Genomic DNA, 23,201 nt, shown 5'->3' with positions numbered 1-23,201 from the left:
TTTCTCCTATCAGTTTTGTATAAAAAACCGTATCCTTTTAACATAAATTTAAAAAAGAGATCAAGGAAAACTGAAATTTAGTGCTACTATTCGCTAACAAATTACGCTGAAAAGGAGGCTGTATGATACCTGAATGGGCTTATTGGGCGTTGGGCTCAGCATTTTTTGCTGCACTCACTGCAATATTTGCCAAAATTGGCTTAGATGGCATAGATTCTGACTTTGCCACCTTTATTCGAACGCTTGTCATTATTTGTGCTTTAGCACTATTTTTGACGTATGCCGCAAAGTGGCAGCCATTGAGCAGTTTGAGTGGTAAAAATTGGCTATTTTTAGTGTTATCAGGATTAGCAACAGGTATTTCATGGCTTGCCTATTTTAAAGCGCTACAAATAGGTAATGTGTCACAAGTTGCGCCACTTGATAAATTTAGCATCGTTTTAGTAAGTGTATTTGCGGTGATTTTTTTAGGTGAGCGCCCAAGTGGGCAAGATTGGTTGGGAATCGGTTTAATTAGCTTAGGGGTGCTAACACTGGCAATAAAACGCTAAATTCGCCTTGATCTTTGGTTAATTTACCGCTAAAATCCGCACTCTTTTTTATGATTCTCTATTTTGGCATCAGCCAAATTTTATAATTAGGTAGTAGCAATGAAACGTACATTTCAACCATCTGTATTAAAACGTGCTCGTACTCACGGTTTCCGTGCTCGTATGGCAACTAAAAACGGTCGTCAAGTTTTAGCACGTCGTCGTGCAAAAGGTCGTAAATCTTTATCTGCATAATTGTAGATAAAGCCAGCCGAAACACTATCCAGTGACTAAGCTAACTTTTCCTCGGGAGCTACGTATGTTAGCTCCCGTTCAATTTCAAGCGGTCTTTACAGATCCGCTCCGCGCTAGCACTCCCCAACTCACTCTTCTTGCTAAAGCTAATAATACAGGGTTACCTCGCCTTGGTTTAACGGTAGCGAAAAAACATTTAAAACGCGCACATGAGCGAAATCGGATAAAACGCATTGTGCGAGAAAGTTTTCGTTTAAAGCAACATGAATTACCCCACTACGATTTTGTCTTTGTTGCGAAGGGTGGAATTGGTAAACTGAGTAATCAAGAACTTTTTGAAACGTTGGAGAAATTATGGCAACGCCACATTCGTCTAGCGAGAAAAGCACAACACCAAGACTAAGTCCCATTGCTTATCTTTTAGTCGGGCTTGTACAGTTTTACCGTTATTTTATTAGCCCATTGATTGGCAGCCGTTGTCGTTTTTATCCGACTTGTTCCACCTATGCTTTAGAAGCGATTAAACTTCATGGAGGCTTAAAAGGAGGATGGCTAACCTTAAAACGAATCAGTCGCTGTCACCCATTGAATGAAGGCGGAGAAGATCCTGTTCCGCCAAAGAAATGTGATTGTGAAAAACACCGTTAATCATTTTTGCGGTGGGAAAGATAAATATCAAAACGGTGGTTTTTTGTTGTGTGGGAAAAATCAGGTTTCTGAGCAGCGAGAAATGGCGCATAGTCTGGCCGTTTGACAACCACACGTTTACGAGCTAACTGTTTTGCAGGCAACCAAAAGTCATCTGAATCTAAATCAGCGCCAACCAAATGTTGAAATACCCGCATCTCTTTTTTGACTAATGCGCTTTTCTGTTTATGCGGATACATTGGATCAAGATAAACGACATCAGCAAAATCCTGTTCTATATTCAATTCATTAATGGCAGAAACGCCAGCCAGTACCATTCTTTCTTGCATAAATGCCCCAATTTCGGTGTCTTGATAAGCGCGTTTAAGCCCATCTTCGAGCAATGCTGAAACAATAGGGTTGCGTTCAATCAGCGTCACTTTGCAGCCGATACAAGCGAGTACAAAGGCATCTCGCCCAAGTCCTGCTGTAGCATCAATCACCGTTGGCAAATAGTCGCCTTTGATCCCCACCGCTTTTGCTACCGCTTCACCCCGTCCACCACCAAATTTACGCCGATGTGCCATCGTGCCATCGACAAAATTGACTGCAATCGCACCGAGTTTGGGCTCGTCAAGTTTGCGTAATTCTAAACGTTCATTTGTTTGCACCAAAGCCAGTGGCGAATTGGCATTATGTGAAAGTTGCCATTTATCGCAGATATCCTGAAATGCTTGAGCAAAATCACTTTGGTTAATTAGTTGAATATTCATTACAAAATATAGTCCGCAAAAATCTCATCAATATGCTTAATTAAGCAGTCTTTGCCTGCAAGCTCGGCATCGCGCCATGCATTTTGCAAAATTTCAGCAGAAAATGACCGCTCGTAGTGTTCCGCAATCGGGAAATAACTAATATGCCAAGGCTCTACACCGATTTTTTTATCCTCTCTTTCCATAAATGGGGAGAAAAAACCGTAGCTTTCCGCATTGGCGAGTAACCAGTTGGTCAATTTCTGAAAATAGCCGCCAGTTTGGTATTCCCAAGGCTCTAGTTGCAGAGATTGCCCTATTGGCAATAAATCAGGATCAAAAATATCTATTTCTGTGCCCCAATGGTGGCGACTCGCCCCCGGAATGGCCGACCAGCGCAAAATGGCTTGGCATTTTTGCCAATCGGTTAAAGCGCTTAAATCAATGGCACTGCCATGATCATCGTGAACTTTACGTTCGCCTTTGAATTTCGCATTCCAAATGCCCATCTGTCGCTCAAAATCACGATAGGTGCTCGCTGGTTGTAGATTAAAGCCTGCATTTTTTGCAGCGTGCTGTAATTCTAAAAAAGCTCTAACAACATCACTTTGCAGAAAGTGCTTATCTGATAATGCGTTAGGAAGCGAAACAAGATGTTCTCGATTTTTTCCTGTCAGCATTGCTGAGAAATTTGCAGAATTTTGCATAGTTTTGACCGCTTGTAAAAAGGATTATTATAAAGCAAAAACACCGTTTGCAAGGGATTGCAAGCGGTGTTTTTTTAATGAAAATTTACCAAGCTATTCTTCACGTGTTAATAATGAGCCTTTATATTCACCTGTCAAACTTTCTAAGAATGCGGTGATTTCGTCTAGCTCTTGTTCTGTAAAGTTTTTATTGCTTTGGTATTTGCCCATAATTCGTACGGCTTCGCGCAAATCAGTTACTGTGCCATCGTGCATATAAGGCGCAGTTAATGCAACGTTACGTAAAGTAGGCACTTTGAAGCGGTGCATATCTGCGGGATCTTGAGTTTGATTGAAGCGGCCTCTGTCATCATCGGTGATTGGGGTTGCACGATCGCGGAAGTAATCTGCATATAAACCGAAGACTTCGTAAGATTGTCCCCCCATATTGATGCCGGTATGGCAGGTATCACATTTGGCATTTTTGAAATGCTCATAGCCACGTTTTTGTACTTCAGTAAGCGCATTTTGCTCGCCTTTCAGGAATTTATCAAAGGCACTATTTGGGGTGATGAGGGTTTTCTCAAACTCTGCAATTGCATCAGTTAAGCTAAATTCATCAAATTTTGGAAAAACGGCCAAAAATTCTTGCATAAATGCAGGATCTTTACGGAAATTGGAAAGAAGTTGCTCCCAGTTTTTGCCACCCATTTCTACCGGATTGAGTGGCGGGCCTTTTGCTTGATCGGCAAGATCAGCTGCTCGTCCATCCCAGAATTGCACAAAATTAAAGGCGGCGTTATACACGGTTGGAGCGTTGATGCCACCTTTCAAGCCATCTATGCCTGTTGAGAACTGTAAGCCATCAACCCCGCCTTTATCTAATTGATGGCAGGTGTGGCACTGGATAGTGCCGTCCGCGGATAAGCGGCCGTCATGATAAATTTTATCACCTAATGCCACTTTTTTCGGATCGGTTGGAATGCTGTCAGGAATAGGCTGTACTAATGCAGTTTTATCAATATTGCTGAATGTTGAGAGTTTCGCTTCACGTTGGGCATAAACCCAATCTAAGAGGGTTTTTGATTCCTCTGCGTCAGGACGAGATCCCCAGTGAATATGAATAAATTTCGCGGCGGGCATTTCACGATTTTCGATGACACGCTGAAGTTTGGCGAGATCTGCTTCAGAGAGTTTGCTCGGATCTTGCATTCCCTCAATAAGACGATCTAAACGGAACACGCGATTACCTTCGGCAATATCCTGTCGCATAATGTTGTTGGCGATAGGTAAATTGAAATAAAACGGCATTTCTGCTGATGGGGTGTGGCAATATTGGCAACCGTTTTTAAACATGACACCAAGTGCATTTTTATGCTGTTCAGCAACTTCCGTGTTGTTTAGCCATTGCTCGGCCTGCTGTTTGTCGAATTGATAAATGTAACCCACTGTGCCGAAGAATCCGGCAGCCCCCAATGCAAGGGCTGAAATAAGCAATTTTTTCATAGGAACTCCCACTGATTAAGAAACGCAGAAACATTATCCCTATAAAAAATGGTTGTTTTATTGATTTAAAACAATAGATTTAATTTGTAAAATAGATTAAATCAATAGATTTCTTCTATTAAAGCGGGAATAGCATTGGTACTGCAAATACGGCTAACAACATCACCAATAAGGTAAATGGCACACCTACCTTCACAAAATCAAAGAATTTATAACCACCTGGGGCGAGCACCATCGTATTGACTGGTGATGAAACTGGGGTCATAAATGCTGCAGATGCCGAAATAGCTACGATCATTACAAACGGCAATGGTGAGTAATTTAGTTGCTGGGCTATCGCAATCGCTATTGGCATCACTAAAATGGCTGTGGCTGTATTAGAAATGAAGGCACTGATAATCGCAGTAAATGCAAAGAGTAGCATTAGCACGAAGTGTACATCTAAGCCTTGCATCATTTCGAGCAACATCTGCACGATTAAATCGACCCCACCTGTTTTTTGCAGTGCGATAGAAAACGGCATCATACCAACAATCAATACGATGCTTGGCAAGTGAATAGATTGATAAGCGCTTTTCATATCGATACAGCGGAATTTACCGAGCATCAAGCAAGCAATCAGGGCCGCAATCACATTTGGTACAATTCCACTAATCATTAATATCACCATTGTTAGCACCGAAAAGAGTGCATGGGGGGCTTGGCTTAACGCTGGAGCGATATTTTTGCTCTCTTCTGGGGCATTGAGCAAATAAAAATCGCGTCTGCCATCGAATTTCAATAATTGTGTCCATACTCCCATGACGAGCAATACATCACCAAATTCTAGCGGTGTATTGATAATATCATCGTGGAGAATGCTATTATTGCGTTTAAGCCCAACAACACTCACGCCAAAATTGGAGCGAAATTTTAATTCACTGATAGTTTTACCGATAATTTCTGATTCAGGCAGCATGGAAATTTCCACCATACCGATAGATTTAGCTTGAGCAGAGAAGTAGTCGCCTTTGAGTGCCGTTTCTTTTAAGCCAAGGGTTTCGCAATATTGTGTAAAAAGCTCGCTTTCGACACTGATATCTAACAGCAAAATATCTTTTTCTCGTAGCGTAGCATTAGCGTAGGCACTTAATGAAACACGACGAAAATGCTTCACCCGCTGAATAGCAATCACATTCAGACCAAACTCATTACGCAAATTCAATTCATTGATCGTCTTGCCCACCAAAGAAGAATCTGGCGTTATCACGACCATTTTTGCTTTACCTTCTAATTGATATTGTTCAATCAGCTGATGAAAGGAAGATGAACGTTGTTCATTTTGCGCAATATGTTCACCATTATCTAGCCAATGGCGAGCAATTAGCATGTAGCCGATACCAAGAAAGAGTACTGCAATACCAATCGGAGTGAAGCTAAAGAAATTAAAACCAGCAAAGCCTGCTTTCACTAATTCTGAATGTGCCACCAGATTTGGAGGAGTAGCGATAAGGGTCATCATGCCGCTAATTAAGCCCGCAATACTGAGCGGCATCATCATTCTGCGGGGGGAAATATTCATGCCAGAACAAATGGCAAGTACCACAGGAATAAAAATTGCCACGATCCCCGTAGAGCTCATAAAAGATCCCAATCCCGCAATGCTTAGCATTAATAGCACCAGCACTCGAATTTCGCTTTCACCTGCTACTTTCATAAGCCATTCGCTTACCTGATACGCGATTCCTGTTCTAACCAGCCCCTCCCCAACAATAAAGAGCAGAGCAATGAGCACCACATTTGGATCACTTAATCCAGCAAAGACTTCTTGTACGCTTAAAATGCCACTAAGACTAAAAAAAGTGATGACAATTAGTGCGACAATATCCATTCGTAGTTTATTGCGCATAAATTGCCAGATGGCAAAGACAAGTAATACAACAACCCAAAAAAGTTGGTTCTGAACAAGAGAAAGCACGGTTTGCATAGCAAATTTTGACATGAGAAATGAATGGATCGGATTATACTAATTTTTATTACAAGCGGTGCAAATTTGACAAAAATTTGCAAAATGCTGGAAAAATTTATTATGCAAACGTTTGCGTAATCATTTATAATCTTGTCAGTTTTTCATCTTAAACAGGAAACTTCTTGTCAATGACTATGCAAACCTTTCGTGGCTCACCTGCCTTATCCACCTTTCGCATTCAACAACTTTTGCAAAAATGCCAACAACATCAACTCCCTGTACGCTCTGTGTATGCGGAGTTTTTGCATTTTATCGCCCTAAATCAACCGCTTGCAGCCGATGAAACACAGAAATTAGCGGAGTTATTACATTATGGTGAAAGCTTAGAACAGCGTGAGCCGACAGGGTTTTGCCTGATTGTGACCCCTCGCATCGGCACGATTTCCTCGTGGTCGTCTAAGGCAACCGACATCGCTCATAACTGCGGTTTGGCAGCAGTAGAGCGAATTGAGCGTGGCACGGCGTATTATCTGGAATTTTCTGAAACGCCGAGCGAAAGCCAGCTTGCGACTTTGAAAGGCTTGTTGCACGACCGTATGATGGAAACGGTATTAGATAACACCGACCAAGCCGAGCAACTCTTCGCCCAACAAGAACCGAAGCCGTTCACCAGCGTAGATATTTTAGGCGATGGTCGTCAGGCGTTAATCGATGCGAACGTGAATTTAGGTTTGGCGTTGGCGGACGATGAAATTGATTATTTGGTGGAAAATTTCACCGCACTTGGGCGTAACCCGAACGATATTGAGCTGTATATGTTCGCTCAAGCCAACTCGGAGCATTGTCGCCACAAAATTTTTAATGCGGATTGGACGATTGACGGCGTAAAACAGGAAAAATCCCTGTTTAAGATGATTAAAAACACCTTTGAGAAAACTCCGGACTATGTGCTTTCCGCCTATAAAGACAATGCGGCGGTGATGGAGGGTTCAACGGTTGGGCGTTTCTTCCCAGACCAAGACGGGATCTATCGCTATCATCAAGAAGATGCCCATATTTTAATGAAAGTGGAAACCCACAACCACCCGACCGCGATCTCGCCATTCCCGGGGGCGGCGACCGGTTCTGGCGGTGAAATTCGAGACGAGGGGGCGACAGGGCGTGGGGCGAAACCGAAAGCCGGTTTAACGGGTTTTTCGGTGTCAAATTTGGTGATCCCGAACTTTGAACAGCCGTGGGAAAATCCGCTTTCCAAGCCGAACCGCATTGCTTCGGCGTTAGACATTATGATCGAAGGTCCGCTAGGCGGAGCTGCCTTTAACAACGAATTTGGCCGCCCTGCATTGTTGGGGTATTTTCGTACCTATGAAGAAAAAGTGAACAGTTTTGCCGGCGAAGAGGTGCGAGGCTACCACAAGCCGATTATGCTTGCCGGCGGTATCGGCAACATTCGTGCCGAACACGTTCAGAAAGGTGAAATCCCGGTGGGGGCGAAACTCATCGTGCTGGGTGGCCCGGCAATGAACATCGGCTTAGGCGGTGGGGCGGCATCGTCAATGGCATCGGGCAAATCGAAAGAAGATTTGGATTTTGCCTCGGTTCAGCGGGAAAACCCTGAAATGGAACGCCGTTGCCAAGAGGTGATCGACCGTTGCTGGCAAATGGGTGAGGAGAACCCGATTTTATTTATTCACGATGTGGGGGCTGGCGGTTTGTCTAACGCAATGCCTGAATTGGTGCACGATGGCGAACGAGGTGGTAAGTTTGACCTGCGCAAAATCCTGTGCGATGAAAAGGGAATGTCGCCGCTTGAAATTTGGTGTAACGAATCGCAAGAGCGTTATGTGCTGGCGGTCGCCCCTGAAAAGCTCGAAATTTTCACCGCACTTTGCGAGCGTGAGCGTGCACCGTTTGCGGTAATTGGCGAGGCAACCGAAGAGAAACATTTAGAGCTTGCCGATCCGCATTTTGGCAACAAACCGATTGATTTGCCGATGAACGTATTGCTCGGCAAAACCCCAAAAATGCAGCGTGATGTTTCGTCAAAAAATGTGAAAAATCCACCGCTTGCAACCGACAATATCGACCTCAAAGAGGCATTCCACCGTGTGCTACGCTTGCCGGTGGTAGCGGAAAAAACCTTCTTAATTACCATTGGCGACCGCTCGGTCACAGGAATGGTGGCACAAGATCAGATGGTCGGCCCGTGGCAAATTCCGGTGGCGGATTGTGCGGTAACGACTGCAAGTCTGGACAGCTACTTTGGAGAAGCAATGGCAATGGGCGAACGAGCGCCGGTGGCGTTGCTGGATTTCGCCGCCTCGGCTCGCTTAGCGGTAGCGGAAAGCATTACCAACATTGCAGCAACCAACATTGGCGACATTAAACGCATTAAACTTTCCGCCAACTGGATGTCGGCAGCCGGTCACGAGGGCGAAGACGCAGGGCTTTACGAGGCAGTAAAAGCGGTGGGCGAGGAGCTTTGCCCTGCACTCGGCATTACCATTCCGGTAGGCAAAGACTCGATGTCGATGAAAACCACTTGGGAGGAAAACGGCGAACAAAAATCCGTGACTGCGCCGCTTTCGCTCGTGATTTCGGCATTTGCCCGTGTGGAAGATGTGCGTAAAACCGTCACTCCACAACTTCGCACCGACAAAGGCGACACTCGCTTGTTACTGATCGATTTGGGCGAAGGCAGCAACCGCTTAGGAGCAACCGCGTTGGCTCAGGTGTATAAACAGCTTGGCGACAAACCAGCGGATGTAGTGAATGTAGAACGCTTAAAAGGTTTCTTTAACGCAATGCAAACTCTTGTCGCACAAGGCAAACTGCTTGCCTACCACGACCGCTCGGACGGTGGTTTAATCACCACGCTGGCGGAAATGGCATTTGCAGGGAATTGCGGTGTGGAAGCAGATATTTGTCCATTATTAACTGATTCACAGCACGCCGAAATGGAATATGTTTTAGGCGATCCAGCCTTTATGCTTGAAAGAGATCGTAACCATTTCAATATCTTGTTTAATGAAGAGTTAGGTGCAGTAATTCAAGTAAAAGAAGAAGATTTAGACGCTGTACAAGCGGTGCTAAAAGCGGAAAATCTTGCAGAAATCACTCACAATATCGGTAAAGTAACAAATAACGATCAATTTACTATCCGTTGTGAAATTGCAACCCTGCTTGATGAAAAACGCTCAGAACTGCGTGGCATTTGGGCGGAACTCACCCATCAAATGCAACGTTTGCGAGACAACCCTGAATGTGCCGACCAAGAATTTGCATCGAAAAAAGATCCGAATAACAAGGGCTTATCCGCATTTTTAACTTACGATGTGAACGAAGACATCACCGCCCCATACATTAACAAAGGCGTAAAACCGAGTGTGGCGATTTTGCGTGAGCAAGGTGTAAACAGCCACTACGAAATGGCGGCAGCCTTTGACCGTGCCGGCTTCAACGCCATTGACGTGCATATGTCCGACTTGATTTCAGGCAGACGCAACCTCAACGACTTCAACGCAATGGTGGCGTGCGGTGGCTTCTCTTACGGCGATGTGTTAGGGGCAGGCGGCGGCTGGGCGAAATCGATTCTGTTCAACCCAATGTTGCGTGACCAATTCAGCCAATTCTTTGCCAACCCGAACACGCTAACCCTTGGTGTGTGCAACGGCTGCCAAATGGTGTCGAATTTAGCGGAAATCATTCCAGGCACGGAAAACTGGCCTCGCTTTGTACGGAATAAATCCGAACGCTTTGAGGCACGGGTAGCAATGGTGAAAATTAACGAAACAAACTCTGTGTGGTTCGCAGGTATGGCAGGTAGCCATATGCCGATTGCGGTTTCGCATGGTGAGGGAAGAGTGGAGTTTAAAAATAGTGATCAGCTTCACAATCTGCAAAAACAGCATTTGATTGCCGCTCAATATGTGGACTACAATCTGAATCCAACCGAACAATACCCAGCCAACCCCAACGGCTCGGCATTAGGAATCACCGCCCTTACCAATACGGACGGACGAGTAGCCATTATGATGCCACACCCTGAACGAGTGTTCCGTGCGGTCAGCAACTCTTGGTGTCCGGAAGCCTGGACAGAAGATGGGGCTTGGATGAGGTTGTTCCGTAGTGCACATGTTGCGTTGAAATAATGAATGAAGCACCCGCCTTTGGCGGGTGTCTACTGTATACTTATAAAAATTTTACCCAAGGTTTTATATTGTATTAAAGATTGAGTTTAAAAGAGGAGTTTAGACTAGGTTGTATGGCTCCTACTTAAACGAAGTCATATTTAGTTACAAAATTTAATCTAAAATAGATTTTATAGAGGAAAATTATCATGAGCCAAATTAATAGAGTTGAAATAAAAGGACTTTTCGGACATTTTAATTATGATCTCAATTTTTCAACAAATGGAAATTATACAAAAATCATAACGGCCCCTAATGGCTATGGAAAATCAACAATCCTAACTATAATAGATAAGTTTAGTAAAAATGACCTAATATATTTCATTCACTTAAAGTTCTCTGAGATTAAGTTTCATATATCTCACCTAAGCGAACCAATTTTATTTATAAAACATGCTGGTCAAAATACTATTAAGGACACTCACATTTCTCATATGGGAAATCATCTTTCATTGGATTCTACATTTTTTGATTTTATTGCGAATTTAGAAAATCACTTACCAATATATAAAAAAGGTGAAAATTTATGGGGGACATTTGACGATGATTCTAATATTTCATTTACTGAAATTTTGCAAAAATATAAAAATTATATTTCAATATCCGAGATTTCAAAAAAGTTAAACTGGCTATTTGATATTACAAGCAAATTAAATGTTAATACAATAAAAACAAATAGGTTAGTAAAGCTGAGTGAAAAAAACAATCCTTTTTCATCTGATGGATCAAATATTAAATTAACAGTTTTTGACATACAAAAAGAAATAAAATTAGAAATACAAAAGTCTATAAAAAAACAATTTCAAGAAGGTAGGTATAGAGAAGCTTCCTTTGCTAAAAGACTTCTTGATAAACTTAACCAAGATAGTGATAATATATCTACATCTATAAAAGAACAAATCAATAAGATTAATAATCTTGAAGAAAGGTTTATATCTCTTGGAATCCTAAAAGAACATAAGGAATCTAATCTTAATAATATACAAGAGTTATTAAACAATATTCATGATCATGCGGGGCTGAAAGTTCTATCAATATATCTTAGTGATATTGTTAGTAAATTATCTAGACTAGACTCTATAGCCAGAAAGCTTGAGTTATTAAAATCCACCCTAGATAATATGTTATCATTTAAGAATGTGAAATTTTCTCTTGAAAATGGTTTAGAGGTTATTTCTACTCTAAATAAATCAGAGAGAAATATTAGTCTATCAGATTTATCCTCTGGTGAACAACATTTAATTCTTCTTCTTGGTAGATTGATTCTTGAAACAGGTAAAAATAGTTTAGTTTTAATTGATGAGCCAGAAATATCATTTCACCCTGAATGGCAAGAAGCATTTATAGAACTAATTAATAATATAAAATCACTTAATAACTTCTCAATAATCATTGCAACTCACTCACCTCTATTAATTAATGGTCAGTGGGATGATGTTATAGAATTAGCAGAATTGGTTTCTTTATAATTATGTCAAGAACTATTAAACAAATTGCATTTTCACCATCTAATATTGTCAATAGTGCAATAATGTTATTTAAATCTAAAGGGTATATATCTATCCTTGTAGAAGGAGAAAAGGATAAAACCCTGTTAAAATCTATTTTTTTTGATAAAAAGGTCAAATTTCCTATTTGTAATGGCAAGCCAAGAGTTATTGAATCACTTGAATATCTAAATAGAACCCATAAAAATATGCAAGGTGTATATTTTCTTGTTGATGTTGATTTTGACTTTATCCTAAATAACATTATCAATGATAATAAATTAATATACTCTTTTTTTTGCAAAATAGAGGATAAACTATACTTTAACGATATTGAGAGTTTTATTGTTTTTAATAATGAGTTTAATGCAATTAATAAATTGATATTAAACTTAGGAGAAAAATATGATTTTGATTCTGAGGAAATAAAAAACAAACTTGAATTATTTTCTAGAAAACTAGGAGCTTATAGGGCTGCTGATGAAAAGTTAAAGAATGATAAAAGTATACTTGATGGTGTAGACTTATTTGAGTTCGCTTCATTTTCTAAGACAGAAGGTTGGGATTGGGAAATGATATTTAATGAGAATGAATTAAAAACTAGATTAGAAAATTCATCACCAAGAAAATTGGATATTGATGAACTTTTTAATGAGGCTCAACTTCTATATGAAAGCTGTAAATATGGTGAGCTGAGCCAAGGACATGATTTATGTAGGATATTAAAAGAATTTTTAATAGAAAATACCAAAGGACATTTGCTTAAAAAACACTGGGAAACTGCTGATGATGTCGAGGCTATGCTGAGAATGTGTATAGATGCAAATAGCTTCTTGAAAACTAATGTAGGAAAGAACATTATATCTATATTACCATCCTCCTAATAGCTTTATTCCTCAATGGCGCAAGCTCCCCGATGGCGCTCGTCTCTGACGAGTGCCTATTCTTCCAAATCTATTTTCTATATTAAATTACAGCACTCGTCAGAGACGAGCGCTATCTGTATGGTTTGTGAAAGTATTTTTGTGATCTTCATCGAAAAGTGCGAATCCCTGGCTTGTTTATTTGGTAATTTGATTTACATTTTGCTGATGTTTTTTGTTGGGAGAAGGCAATGAGCAGAAAATATAAAATGAATAATCCAAATGGTGCCTATTTTGTGAGTTTTGCAACAGTTTATTGGGTTGATGTTTTTATTCGAGAAATTTATTTCCAAGCGGTTATTGAATCTTTAGATTTTTGCCGAAAAAATAAGGGTATGTTGATTTATGGTTACTGCATTATGCCTAGCCATATTCATTTATTATTTCAAGCAAAGGAGAATAATCCAACCGAATTATTGAGGGATTTTAAGAAATTTACTGCGAATTTGTTGTTAAAACTAATTCGTGAAAACCAACAAGAAAACCGGAGAGAATGGCTATTGAGGATATTTAAACGGTCTGGGCAAAAGCGAGAAAATATAGAAACTTATCAATTTTGGCAACATCATAATCAACCTATCGAAATCTATTCTCAGAAATTCTTTGATGAAAAGTTACATTATATTCACCAAAATCCCGTAGCCAGTGGTTTTGTTTGTGAGTCTTGGGAGTGGAAATATAGTAGTGCGAGAAATTATAACAGGCTCTTTTCAATTCTAGAGATTGATATGGCTATGTAGTTTTATTGCCTCTAATTAAACTTCTATCCCTAAAAATTGTCCTCCTTGTAGTGATTTTATTTTTATAAAGGAGACAATATGCGTGCTTTATTATTTGGTTTTTGTTTATTATTAACAGGTTGTATTGTGCCTGTTGGTACTACAGGGCAAGTTGGTGTACCTATTCCTATTTTTGTGGATACCTCAGCGCAGAGCCATGTTGGTTCTGTTCATGTTTGTACCCTAAAACCATTCACTAGGGAATATCGTAGTGAGCATACAAATAGAGGGATTGCGAAACTCAGTGTACAGAAAAAATGCCAAGAAAATCACCATTCAATGTTTTGTGAAGAAAAAGATATTGTTTGCAAAACTTATGATTAGCTTGTAAGGCTTTTCATTTAAGGTGTTATTATAAAGCTCATCAACATGCCCATCGCAGGCGTTAGTTTTCTTAGGCGTGTTTTCCAATTTGATATAAGCGTGTACTTGTGCTACCTGAGTATAGGTCGCTTATGTTATTGAAAAATACCTATTTTGTGAACCACTTCCAAACTAGTGCACAGGAGAAGCCAACGAGTGGAGGGAGTGCTGCAAGGATTAAGATGCCGTACGTTGCACCACCACCAAAAAATGCACCGATATATGCCAATTGTTCTACAAATTCGTTACTTGGTGTGGAGAAGATGAAGTAAGCAATTATGGCAAGAGTGATACCACAAAAAATACCAGCGATTTGCATTGGGGAAACGTTGTTTTTCATAAAATTCCTTATTATGCCTTGTTGAGAGAAGTTTACTCGGTTAATGGCTATTCTGCAATTAGGCCTTTTTACTTATCTGATCTTTACTCAATGAGAGTTTGCCAAGATAAATCTATTTGAACCTGATATTTTTTATGCGCTGTAAATGAAAAAAGGTTGCTAGGTATAAAGATACTTAGCAACCTTTTATTTATCTTAAGTAGAGAATTCAGGATTTCTACTTAAAGGGAGGTATTACCAGAAGTAACCCACAGAAGCACCAGCGCTCAGTTCTTTCTGAGTATTTGCTCCGAGGTGTAATTTCACACCAACTTTGCCGTTATCAGAAATACGAGAATAGCCTACTGCAAGACCGCTCTGACCTTGGTATTGACCAACACCAGCAGTAACTACAGATTGTCCTTCACGATATGCTTGCATCAAGCTTGCAGATGCAGCAGATGAAGCATGCCCTGCTTTACGGCGTTTATCTTGTTTACGTAAATCACCTTTTACTTGATTCAATTGCGATACATTTACAGCATCGGTTGGATCAACGCCAGGTGCTACGTTAGTGATACGTGCCGCGGAACCATCTGCTTTAGCTACTTTAACTGTGTCGCCGGCAGCACTAATTTGTGGACCTGTATCTCCTAATTTCACGCTGTTCGCTGTTACGCTATCAAACACTGGATTTTCAGTGGTTGCAACGGTGATCTCATTGCCTGAACGGCTGATTTCAATGTTACGACCTGCATTGATTGCAACTTTCGCACCAGGGTTTACGCGAGCCGCTTTTTCATCGTTCGCTACAACTTTACCGTTAGTGTTTGGTGCTGCATCGATATCTAGGTCAAAGCCTGAGCCATTGATAGCTTTCGCAACATCCGCCGCACTCACTAGTGCGTTTTGGTTTGCTGGAACAACAACAGTACCGTTACTGTTCATATCTAGTGGTGCTGTAACCGCGGTTGCAGCAATATTGCCAGTGGCAGGATTAACAGCTAAGTTGATAGTGTCACTGTTTTCAGTGTTCACATTCACTTTCACGGTGCTTACTTTACCGTCTGAATCAATTTTCACGGTAGTGCCTGAACCATTTGCGAAGTTTACTGTGTCGTAAGGGCGAACAAAGTCTTTCGCATTGCCATTTTCTTGTAAATTCCAACCTGCATTGAGTACATCCTGTACTGTCGCTGCGTTATTTTGATTCACAACTGGCGAGATATCGCCTGCGGTGACGCCTTCAGTTGGTAAATTGTGGCTTAAATTGGTTAATTGCGCGCCGTTCATATCAATAGCAGGCGTTGCAGGCGTAGTGCCGTTTGTTGTAACTGTTGTGGTTGGTGTCATATTTACTGCATTGTCACCTTCACCAATAGTGATACCTTCTTTCGCAGTTACTGTACCATTAAAGACAGGGTTATGGCTGACAGAATAGGTAAAGTTATTACCATCTTGAGTCAATACCATATTGTCACCTGCAATAAATTTTACGGTTTCAGCAGGGTTGATAAGTTCTTCGGTCGTGCCATTAGCCTTACCAGAACCAGTTTTGCCAGAGGTCACTTTCCAACCTGATGCGTTAATTGCATCTGCGACATTTTGTGCTGTTGCAATTAAGTTACCTGCGTTATCCACATTTGCTTGAGCCGCATCCACAGCAGCTTGTGCAGCCGCTTTTTCTGCTTCTGTTGCAGTATCTGGTAAGCTATTTAACGCTTCTTGTGCAGCAGTTAATGCGCTTTGTGCTGCAGCAACCGGGCCAGATACAGAGCCATTTTGATTTGCTGTCACATCACCAGTATTAACGTTAACAGAAATGTTGCTGCCATCTACTTGCATTGTGGTGGTTGGGCTATCAACAAAGTTAACATCGCCGCCAACGCGAGTACCATTGACCAAGGTTTCTGGTAATACGGCAACCAGCTCACCGTTATCATTTAATTTAATGGTGCTGTTGTCATATTTCACACCTACAGTCACGTTATATACGCCATCTGCACTCACTGAACCTTCTACTGAAGCACCTTCTGTGCCGACAAAATTCACTTGGTTTGCATTTCTTACAGCCTGAGTGAAGTTGTTATCAGGTGTAGAAACTAACCAACCGTAGTTTTGTAAGTCGGCAACTGTTACCGCTGAATTTGGCTCAGTTGCATTCGCGAGATCGATAAGATTCGCGGTTGCTGGGTTTGTACCATTTGCATCTGTCGTTGTAACCGGTGTTAATGTTAAGGTAGATTCTACCCCTTTAATTTGCACTGGTTTACCGTTAGCATCGGTTAAATTCAATGCAGTAGGTGTTAAGGTTTCAGCCCCACCATTGCTCACATTGGTTTCTGTGCCTGCTTCAGTGTTGAAGTTCACACTTGGATTTGCTGCAGTATTATTGCCCACAGTTAAAGTGCTATTTACTTGAGTTGAGTTAAATACCACATCATCTTGGGTTGCGTAAGTGATTGTGCCGTTCGCATCTTGTTTTACAGATAAGTTTTTACCTGCAATCATTTCAATTACATCACCTGGGTTGATTAACTCTTCCTCGCCGCCTTCATCTTTACCCTCTGATGTTGCAGAGTGTTTCAGAGTAAAGCCTGATGCATTAATCATTTCAGCCACATTCTGTGCTGTTGCAACCACATTACCTGCATTGTCCACATTTGCTTGTGCTGCCTCAACGGCTGCCTGCGCTGCGGTTTTTTCTTCTTCCGTTGCGGTATCCGGTAAGTTGTTTAATGCTTCTTGTGCTGCAGTTAATGCTTCTTGTGCTGCAGTACGAGGCCCTGCAACTGAACCATTGTTATTAGCAACGATATCACCGGTTTTCACATCTACACTGATAGTGCCATTGTCGTTAGTAATAGAAGTGGTATTGCTGTCTGTGACATTCGCCACTTGTGCCGCAATGGTCACATTGTAAACACCTTCACTTGCAACTGCACCTTCAACCACTACGCCGTTACCTGCGACAAAGTTAACACGATTTGCATTACGTACAGCTTGGGTAAACTGGTTATCAGGGGTTGATACGACCCAACCAAAGTTTTGTAAATCACCCACTGTTGCTACTGCATTTGGATTTGCACCAGTAAGGTTAATCAGATTCGCTGAGCTTGGGTTTGTACCATCTTTATCAGCAGTTGGAATTTGTTGTAAGGTCAATGAAGACTCTACACCATTAATTTGTACTGGTTTACCTGTTGCATCTGATAAATTCAATGCAGTTGGTTTAAATACATCACCGCCGCTATTGCTCACGTTAGTATCTGAGCCAGCTTCGGTATTGAAGTTCACCGTTGGGTTGCTTGCAGTATTATTACCCACAGTTAAAGTGCTGTTTACTTGGGCTGTGTTAAATACCACGTCATCTGTAGTATGAATTTCAATCGTATTGCCTTGACCGGTAATTTTGATATTTTTACCTGCATCAATATTTACAGTATCCCCTGCATGAATGCTTGAGTTAGCATCCACAGAGTATTCATTTTCACCATTTGTTCCATCTACCGCTTTAGAGGCAACATTCCAAGCTGCTTTGTTTACGGCATCCACTAATGTGGTTGCATTGACAAAGTTTTTACCTTCTTCTGCATCTGGCGTTTTCAGTTTGCCTGAATCATCTGCAGTAGTTAGGTTCGCGTTATTAACATCAAAGCTGACGTTAAATACGTTTGGATTGCTTGGATCTTGTTTTACCACCGCAGTCGTACCGTTACCATCAACATAGTTTAAGGTATCACCTGGGTTGATTTGCGCTGAAGAGCCATCGCTTAATGTGGTGTTCCAGCCGCTATTGTTAATTGCGTTTGCCACATCACCCACAGTTGCTACATTGCCTGTGCTGTTATTCGCGGTGACAGTACCGTTGTTGTTTGGTGTAACGCTGCCGGTAATATCAGATACGTTAGTCGCAATGGTGACGTTATATACGCCATCGCTGCTTACCGCACCTTCAACGCTTACGCCTGTGCCTGCCACGAAATTAACGTGGTTTGCATTGCGTACCGCTTGTTGGAATTGGTTATCTGGTGTTGCTACTACCCAGCCATAGTTTTGTAAATCTGCAACAGTGACAGCCGCATTCGGGTTAGCATTCGTCAGGTTGATTAAATTGACGTTGCTTGGGTTGCTGCCATCTTTATCTGCTGTTGGGATTTGTTGTAAGGTTAATGAAGACTCAATACCTTTCAACTGCACAGGTTCACCATTAACATCGGTTAAATTCAATGCTGCTGGTGTTAAGTTTTCTGTACCGTTGCTAGTTACATTCGTTGCTGTTCCTTCTTCGGTATTAAAGTTTACACTTGGATTACCATTTGCATTGTTGCCCACGGTTAATGTGCTGTTTACAACGGTATTCTCAAATACCACATCATCTTTGGTTGCGTAAGTGATTGTGCCATTCGCACCTTGTTTCACAGATAAGTTTTTACCTGCGATCATTTCAATCACATCACCTGGGTTGATTAACTCTTCCGCACCGCCTTCATCTTTACCCTCTGATGTTGCAGAGTGTTTCAACGTAAAGCCGGCTTTGTTGATTGCATCAACTAACGTGGTTGCATTGACAAAGTTTTTACCTTCTTCTGCATCAGGCGTGTTGAGTTTACCTGAGTTATCTACAGTTGTTGGGTTGGCATTATTAACATCAAAGCTAACGTTAAACACGTTTGGATTGCTTGGATCTTGTTTTACTACCGCAGTTGTACCGTTACCATCAACATAGTTTAAGGTGTCACCTGGGTTGATTTGTGCTGAAGAGCCATCGCTTAATGTGGTGTTCCAGCCGCTGTTGTTAATTGCGTTTGCCACATCACCCACGGTTGCTACAGTGCCGTTATTTGTTTGCGCTGAAACAGTGCCGTTTGGATTAGAAGTAAACTCACCAGCTTTAACTCCAAATGTAACGTTATATACGCCTTCTTCAGAAACAGAGCCTTCAACATTTACACCTTCAGAACCAACAAAGTTCACTTGATTTGCATTTTTAACGGCTTGCTTAAATGCATTATCCGGTGTTGAAACTACCCAACCGTAGTTTTGTAAATCACCTACTGTGACTGCAGAATTTGGATCAGTTGCATTAGCAAGATCAATTAAGTTTACATTGCTTGCATTCGAACCATCTTTATCCGCTGTTGGCACTTGTTGTAAAGTTAATGAAGATTCTACCCCCTTGATTTGTACCGGTTTGCCTTCGCTATCCGTTAAGTTTAAGGCAGTAGGATTTGTTGTATCACCACCATTATTAGTGACATTGGTAGGGTTACCTGCTTCAGTATTGAAGGTAACACTTGGGTTATCCGCAGTATTGTTACCTACGGTTAATGTGCTGTTTACTTGCACATTGTCAAAGCTCACATTCTCTTTGGTTGCGTAAGTGATTGTGCCGTTCGCACCTTGTTTCACAGATAAGTTTTTACCTGCGATCATTTCAATCACATCACCAGGGTTGATCAGTTCTGCATCACCTTCTAAATCTTCGCCACCATCTACCGCTGAGTGTTTCAACGTAAAGCCGGCTTTGTTGATTGCATCAACTAACGTGGTTGCATTGACAAAGTTCGCACCCTCATTGCCAGCAGGTGTTGCAAGGCTACCATTGTTATTTACGGTAGTTGGGTTGGCATTATTAACATCAAAGCTGACGTTAAACACATTAGGATTGTTTGGATCTTGTTTTACAGTTGCAGTCGTACCGTTACCATCAACATAGTTTAAGGTATCACCTGGGTTGATTTGAGCCTGATCGCCATTGCTTAATGTGGTGTTCCAACCGCTGTTGTTAATTGCGTTTGCCACATCGCCCACTGTTGCTACAGTGCCGTTATTTGTTTGTGCTGAAACAGTGCCGTTTGGATTGGTAGTAAATTCACCGGCTTTAACACCAAATGTAACGTTATATACGCCTTCTTCAGAAACAGAGCCTTCAACATTTACACCTTCAGAACCAACAAAGTTCACCTGATTTGCATTTTTAACGGCTTGCTTAAATGCATTATCCGGTGTTGAAACCACCCAACCATAGTTTTGTAAATCACCTACAGTTACCGCAGAATTTGGATCTGCATTGGTGAGGTTTAGTAAGTTTGTTGAGCCTGCCGTACCGTTACCATCATTAGTTGGTAATTGGTTTACCGTTAATGAAGATTCTACACCCTTGATTTGTACTGGTTTGCCTTCGCTATCCGTTAAGTTTAAGGCAGTAGGGCTTGTGCTCTCGCCACCATTGTTGGTCACATTGGTTGGGCTACCGGCAGTCGTATTAAAGTTTACTGTTGGGTTATCAGTGGTATTGTTCCCAATGCTGAATGTGCTGTTTACTTGTGCGTTGCTAAAGCTCACATTCTCTTTGGTTGCGTAAGTGATTGTACCGTTCGCACCTTGTTTCACAGATAAGTTTTTACCTGCGATCATTTCAACCGTATCACCTGCATTGATTAACTCAGAATTACCACCTAAATTTTCACCACCATCAACAACAGAGTGTTTTAAGGTAAAGCCTGCATTTTTAATTGCATTAGCAACTGTGGTGGCATTAACGAGCTTATCACCATCGGTAGTTGGAGTAGTAACTGCGCCGGTAGTTGGATCGGTAGTAATAGTTGTGGTTTCGATTGTAGAAGCTTCAGGAATAACTGCTTCTAATTTACCATCGTTATTAATTTTGATAGTTGAGCCATCTACATTTACGTTATAAGCAATACTAACGTTTGCACCGTCATTTTTTGAAGTGACATCTACAGTGGTACCGTTACCATCTTTAAATTGAACATGGTGATCGCTCTTAATACGCGCAACAGAGCTATCAGCATTGTTGTGCACATTAAAGCCCATATTGGTTGTAATTAGGTATAATTGTGAGCCGTTGATTGCATCTGTAGAAGTACTAGATACGTTACCCGGTGCAACGTTAATGATTTGGCGAGTTTGCTCACCATTACCTACAGAAACTACACCGACTAATTTATCTTCGCCAGCAAACCCTGCGTAGGTATATCCATTTACCGTTGCGTTATCAATTTTGTTACCATTTTGTGAACCAGCCGCGCCTGTATTGGTTACAGAGGTCTCATTTGCATATGAACCCAATACTACGTTATTGGCAGAATCAGCGTGTGTATTTGAACCAATGATAACAGAGTTCACCCCAGTTGCTGAAACTTGTGAACTATTACCAATGGCAATAGATGCGTTAGCATAGGTACGGGTATTAGTAGCGCCATCATAAGGCCCGAAAGATTGTGAGCCACCTAATGCAATAGAATGGTTACCCACTGCTGTTGCAGATTGACCAATTGCAATCGCTTGTTCCCCCACTGCTGCAGAAGAAGAGGCAATCGCAATAGAAGAATCACCACTTGCTACAGCTTGACGTGCTAAGGCAACAGAGTTTGCTCCTTGTGCAACTGTCGAGCCACCAACACTTACCCCACCGGTGGAGGCATAAGCGTTTTGACCAAGTGCTACGCCTAAACCATAGGTTCTGCCATCTTCAGCGGTGCCTGATTGTGCGTAAGCATTATGACCAATTGCGATATTACCTGAGCCAGCACTTGCATTTGGACCAACTACAATTGAAGTACCAACTACGGGTGTTGTAGAGTCACTATAAGTCAAGATCGTATTGCCAGCATTAGAGACAGTTGTACCATAACGAGAAGAAAGATTATTTGGCAAACTGCTATTGTACATTGGGTGATATGGGTTTTGATAGCCGATATGGCTAGCACCTGTGGCACCAGATGCTGAACCTATCGCAGTTGCATTTTCACCAATTACAATTGTTTGAGCATTGGATGTTGCCGGGGAGGATGCATTATGGCCGATAACAATCTGTCCACGGCGTGTTGCTGTTGAATTATGACCTACAGCGATAGTGTTTTTTGCGTCAGTACCGTTTGCGGTAGCGTTGTGACCCATTGCGATACTGTCAGTAGCAGATGCACCTGAGCTTGCATTATGACCAAATACTAAAGAAGAAGTACCATTAGCAACAGATTTATCCCCCATTGCACCAGAGAAGTCAGCATTGGCTTTTGCACCTGAACCTAGCGCAAATGAACGTGTGCCGTTGGCTACAGAAGACCAACCAACAACGGTTGAACGGTTACCGGTTGCTTTTGCACCAGCACCAAATGCAGTAGCACGGTTACCGGTTGCTTTAGTTTGTGTCCCTAATGCAATAGAGTTTGCAGAAGTTGCACAAGCATCCATACCAATCGCAATAGATGGTACTAGAGCCATGTCTGCACCAGTTCCATTCAAGCTTTCTTCACCAATACTGTTGGTGCGATATTGTGTTGCTTCTGGGTCAATTAAATTATCAATATGGGTCGCATTAGCGAATTGACCAATAGCGATGGTTGAACGCCCAGTTGAGCTAGATGCGGAGCCAATAGCAATCGCTGATAATGCACCATTACCAATAACGGCATTTGTTGATTCGGCATCTGGTACATTACTACCAATTGAGACAGCTGCTAATGCATTGCCTGAGCCTAAAACAGCCCCCGCAACCGCCGCACTTACTGCAACAGTCGATAAATTAACAGATCTAGTTTTGGATTTGCCTTTGGCTTTTTGCAATTCAGAAACTGCCACCCACGTTTGAGTTGCCGTATTCCAAACGACTTTAAAAACTTTATTCATAATTTAACCCTTACGGTTTGTAAAAGACCCGGTAACAAAAAAGAGCGTTACCAATAAATAGGAAATACACACCATTTCCCCACAATAAATATTTTAATCTAATCAATATAAATCATAGATTTACTTTTCTCTTATTTACATTGCTTACATTCTTTACAAATAAGTTAATTTAATAGCCTAT

Annotated in this window: 15 protein-coding genes; 9 read left to right on the top strand and 6 right to left on the bottom strand. The window is 41.5% G+C overall.

Features of this window, described 5'->3' with window-relative positions; translation table 11 throughout:
• Positions 1 to 122 precede the first annotated feature (122 nt).
• The 4 genes from EDC51_RS09540 (at position 123) to yidD (ending at position 1,433) form a co-directional block, all read left to right on the top strand.
• Positions 123 to 551, top strand: a complete 429-nt coding sequence (locus EDC51_RS09540) for an EamA family transporter (protein ID WP_015431731.1) — start codon at positions 123 to 125, stop codon at positions 549 to 551.
• 99 nt (positions 552 to 650) lie between these two features.
• Positions 651 to 785 (top strand): 50S ribosomal protein L34, encoded by a 135-nt coding sequence (rpmH, locus tag EDC51_RS09535; RefSeq protein WP_005599701.1) that lies wholly within the window; start codon positions 651 to 653, stop codon positions 783 to 785.
• 31 nt (positions 786 to 816) lie between these two features.
• Positions 817 to 1,188 (top strand): ribonuclease P protein component, encoded by a 372-nt coding sequence (rnpA, locus tag EDC51_RS09530; RefSeq protein ID WP_081601330.1) that lies wholly within the window; start codon positions 817 to 819, stop codon positions 1,186 to 1,188.
• Complete coding sequence (gene yidD / locus EDC51_RS09525; RefSeq protein ID WP_025267403.1) at positions 1,140 to 1,433, top strand: membrane protein insertion efficiency factor YidD; 294 nt, start codon at positions 1,140 to 1,142, stop codon at positions 1,431 to 1,433. Before rnpA ends, yidD begins: the two co-directional genes overlap by 49 nt.
• Here the strand turns inward: yidD and EDC51_RS09520 are convergent.
• The 4 genes from EDC51_RS09520 to EDC51_RS09505 all read right to left on the bottom strand — a co-directional run bounded on the left by EDC51_RS09520 (position 1,430) and on the right by EDC51_RS09505 (position 6,322).
• Complete coding sequence (locus EDC51_RS09520) at positions 1,430 to 2,185, bottom strand: class I SAM-dependent methyltransferase (protein ID WP_015431733.1); 756 nt, start codon at positions 2,183 to 2,185, stop codon at positions 1,430 to 1,432. The genes yidD and EDC51_RS09520 overlap by 4 nt on opposite strands.
• Positions 2,185 to 2,871, bottom strand: coding sequence for a M15 family metallopeptidase (locus EDC51_RS09515; RefSeq protein ID WP_131928810.1), 687 nt, complete (start codon positions 2,869 to 2,871; stop codon positions 2,185 to 2,187). The genes EDC51_RS09520 and EDC51_RS09515 overlap by 1 nt, the downstream gene beginning before the upstream one ends.
• A 93-nt stretch (positions 2,872 to 2,964) precedes the next feature.
• Positions 2,965 to 4,356 (bottom strand): cytochrome-c peroxidase, encoded by a 1,392-nt coding sequence (locus EDC51_RS09510; RefSeq protein WP_015431735.1) that lies wholly within the window; start codon positions 4,354 to 4,356, stop codon positions 2,965 to 2,967.
• A 118-nt stretch (positions 4,357 to 4,474) separates the two neighbouring features.
• Entirely contained in the window at positions 4,475 to 6,322 is a 1,848-nt protein-coding gene (locus EDC51_RS09505) for an SLC13 family permease (RefSeq protein ID WP_131928832.1), read from the bottom strand.
• Positions 6,323 to 6,492: 170 nt separating this feature from the next.
• Here EDC51_RS09505 and purL point away from each other — a divergent pair, with 170 nt between their 5' ends.
• The 5 genes from purL (at position 6,493) to EDC51_RS09480 (ending at position 14,007) form a co-directional block, all read left to right on the top strand.
• Positions 6,493 to 10,455 carry a phosphoribosylformylglycinamidine synthase gene (gene purL, locus EDC51_RS09500; protein ID WP_131928809.1) on the top strand — a complete coding sequence of 1,321 codons (3,963 nt, stop codon included), beginning with the start codon at positions 6,493 to 6,495 and terminating at the stop codon, positions 10,453 to 10,455.
• Between the two features lie 188 nt (positions 10,456 to 10,643).
• Positions 10,644 to 11,963: an AAA family ATPase gene (locus tag EDC51_RS09495; protein WP_131928808.1), complete on the top strand. Its 1,320-nt coding sequence runs from the start codon at positions 10,644 to 10,646 to the stop codon at positions 11,961 to 11,963.
• Between the two features lie 2 nt (positions 11,964 to 11,965).
• The gene (locus EDC51_RS09490) at positions 11,966 to 12,865 is read left to right on the top strand and encodes a DUF4435 domain-containing protein (RefSeq protein ID WP_131928807.1); all 900 of its coding nucleotides are present in this window, start codon (positions 11,966 to 11,968) and stop codon (positions 12,863 to 12,865) included.
• Positions 12,866 to 13,095: 230 nt separating this feature from the next.
• Positions 13,096 to 13,644, top strand: a complete 549-nt coding sequence (locus EDC51_RS09485; protein ID WP_131928806.1) for a transposase — start codon at positions 13,096 to 13,098, stop codon at positions 13,642 to 13,644.
• A gap of 78 nt (positions 13,645 to 13,722) precedes the next feature.
• On the top strand, positions 13,723 to 14,007 hold the full coding sequence (locus EDC51_RS09480; protein WP_015431741.1) for a hypothetical protein: 285 nt from the start codon (positions 13,723 to 13,725) through the stop codon (positions 14,005 to 14,007).
• A gap of 148 nt (positions 14,008 to 14,155) precedes the next feature.
• Here EDC51_RS09480 and EDC51_RS09475 read toward each other — a convergent pair whose 3' ends face one another.
• Positions 14,156 to 14,386 carry a hypothetical protein gene (locus EDC51_RS09475; RefSeq protein WP_131928805.1) on the bottom strand — a complete coding sequence of 77 codons (231 nt, stop codon included), beginning with the start codon at positions 14,384 to 14,386 and terminating at the stop codon, positions 14,156 to 14,158.
• A gap of 234 nt (positions 14,387 to 14,620) precedes the next feature.
• Positions 14,621 to 23,020: an ESPR-type extended signal peptide-containing protein gene (locus EDC51_RS09470; RefSeq protein ID WP_131928804.1), complete on the bottom strand. Its 8,400-nt coding sequence runs from the start codon at positions 23,018 to 23,020 to the stop codon at positions 14,621 to 14,623.
• Between the last annotated feature and the right edge of the window lie 181 nt (positions 23,021 to 23,201).

Origin of the sequence: Bibersteinia trehalosi, from assembly GCF_004346205.1 — a bacterium.
In the GTDB taxonomy this organism is placed as follows: domain Bacteria; phylum Pseudomonadota; class Gammaproteobacteria; order Enterobacterales; family Pasteurellaceae; genus Bibersteinia; species Bibersteinia trehalosi.
The sequence above is the reverse complement of the archived record's forward strand: the minus strand, read 5'-3'. Positions and strand labels throughout refer to the sequence as shown.

Bases quoted from the DNA above. Each gene is read 5' to 3' on its own strand.
- EDC51_RS09490 (WP_131928807.1), top strand. From the start codon at position 11,966: ATGTCAAGAACTATTAAACAAATTGCATTTTCACCATCTAATATTGTC.
- EDC51_RS09495 (WP_131928808.1), top strand. From the start codon at position 10,644: ATGAGCCAAATTAATAGAGTTGAAATAAAAGGACTTTTCGGACATTTT.
- EDC51_RS09470 (WP_131928804.1), bottom strand. From the start codon at position 23,020: ATGAATAAAGTTTTTAAAGTCGTTTGGAATACGGCAACTCAAACGTGG.
- purL (WP_131928809.1), top strand. From the start codon at position 6,493: ATGACTATGCAAACCTTTCGTGGCTCACCTGCCTTATCCACCTTTCGC.
- EDC51_RS09515 (WP_131928810.1), bottom strand. From the start codon at position 2,871: ATGCAAAATTCTGCAAATTTCTCAGCAATGCTGACAGGAAAAAATCGA.
- EDC51_RS09520 (WP_015431733.1), bottom strand. From the start codon at position 2,185: ATGAATATTCAACTAATTAACCAAAGTGATTTTGCTCAAGCATTTCAG.
- yidD (WP_025267403.1), top strand. From the start codon at position 1,140: ATGGCAACGCCACATTCGTCTAGCGAGAAAAGCACAACACCAAGACTA.
- EDC51_RS09480 (WP_015431741.1), top strand. From the start codon at position 13,723: ATGCGTGCTTTATTATTTGGTTTTTGTTTATTATTAACAGGTTGTATT.
- EDC51_RS09510 (WP_015431735.1), bottom strand. From the start codon at position 4,356: ATGAAAAAATTGCTTATTTCAGCCCTTGCATTGGGGGCTGCCGGATTC.
- rpmH (WP_005599701.1), top strand. From the start codon at position 651: ATGAAACGTACATTTCAACCATCTGTATTAAAACGTGCTCGTACTCAC.
- EDC51_RS09540 (WP_015431731.1), top strand. From the start codon at position 123: ATGATACCTGAATGGGCTTATTGGGCGTTGGGCTCAGCATTTTTTGCT.
- EDC51_RS09485 (WP_131928806.1), top strand. From the start codon at position 13,096: ATGAGCAGAAAATATAAAATGAATAATCCAAATGGTGCCTATTTTGTG.
- EDC51_RS09475 (WP_131928805.1), bottom strand. From the start codon at position 14,386: ATGAAAAACAACGTTTCCCCAATGCAAATCGCTGGTATTTTTTGTGGT.
- EDC51_RS09505 (WP_131928832.1), bottom strand. From the start codon at position 6,322: ATGCAAACCGTGCTTTCTCTTGTTCAGAACCAACTTTTTTGGGTTGTT.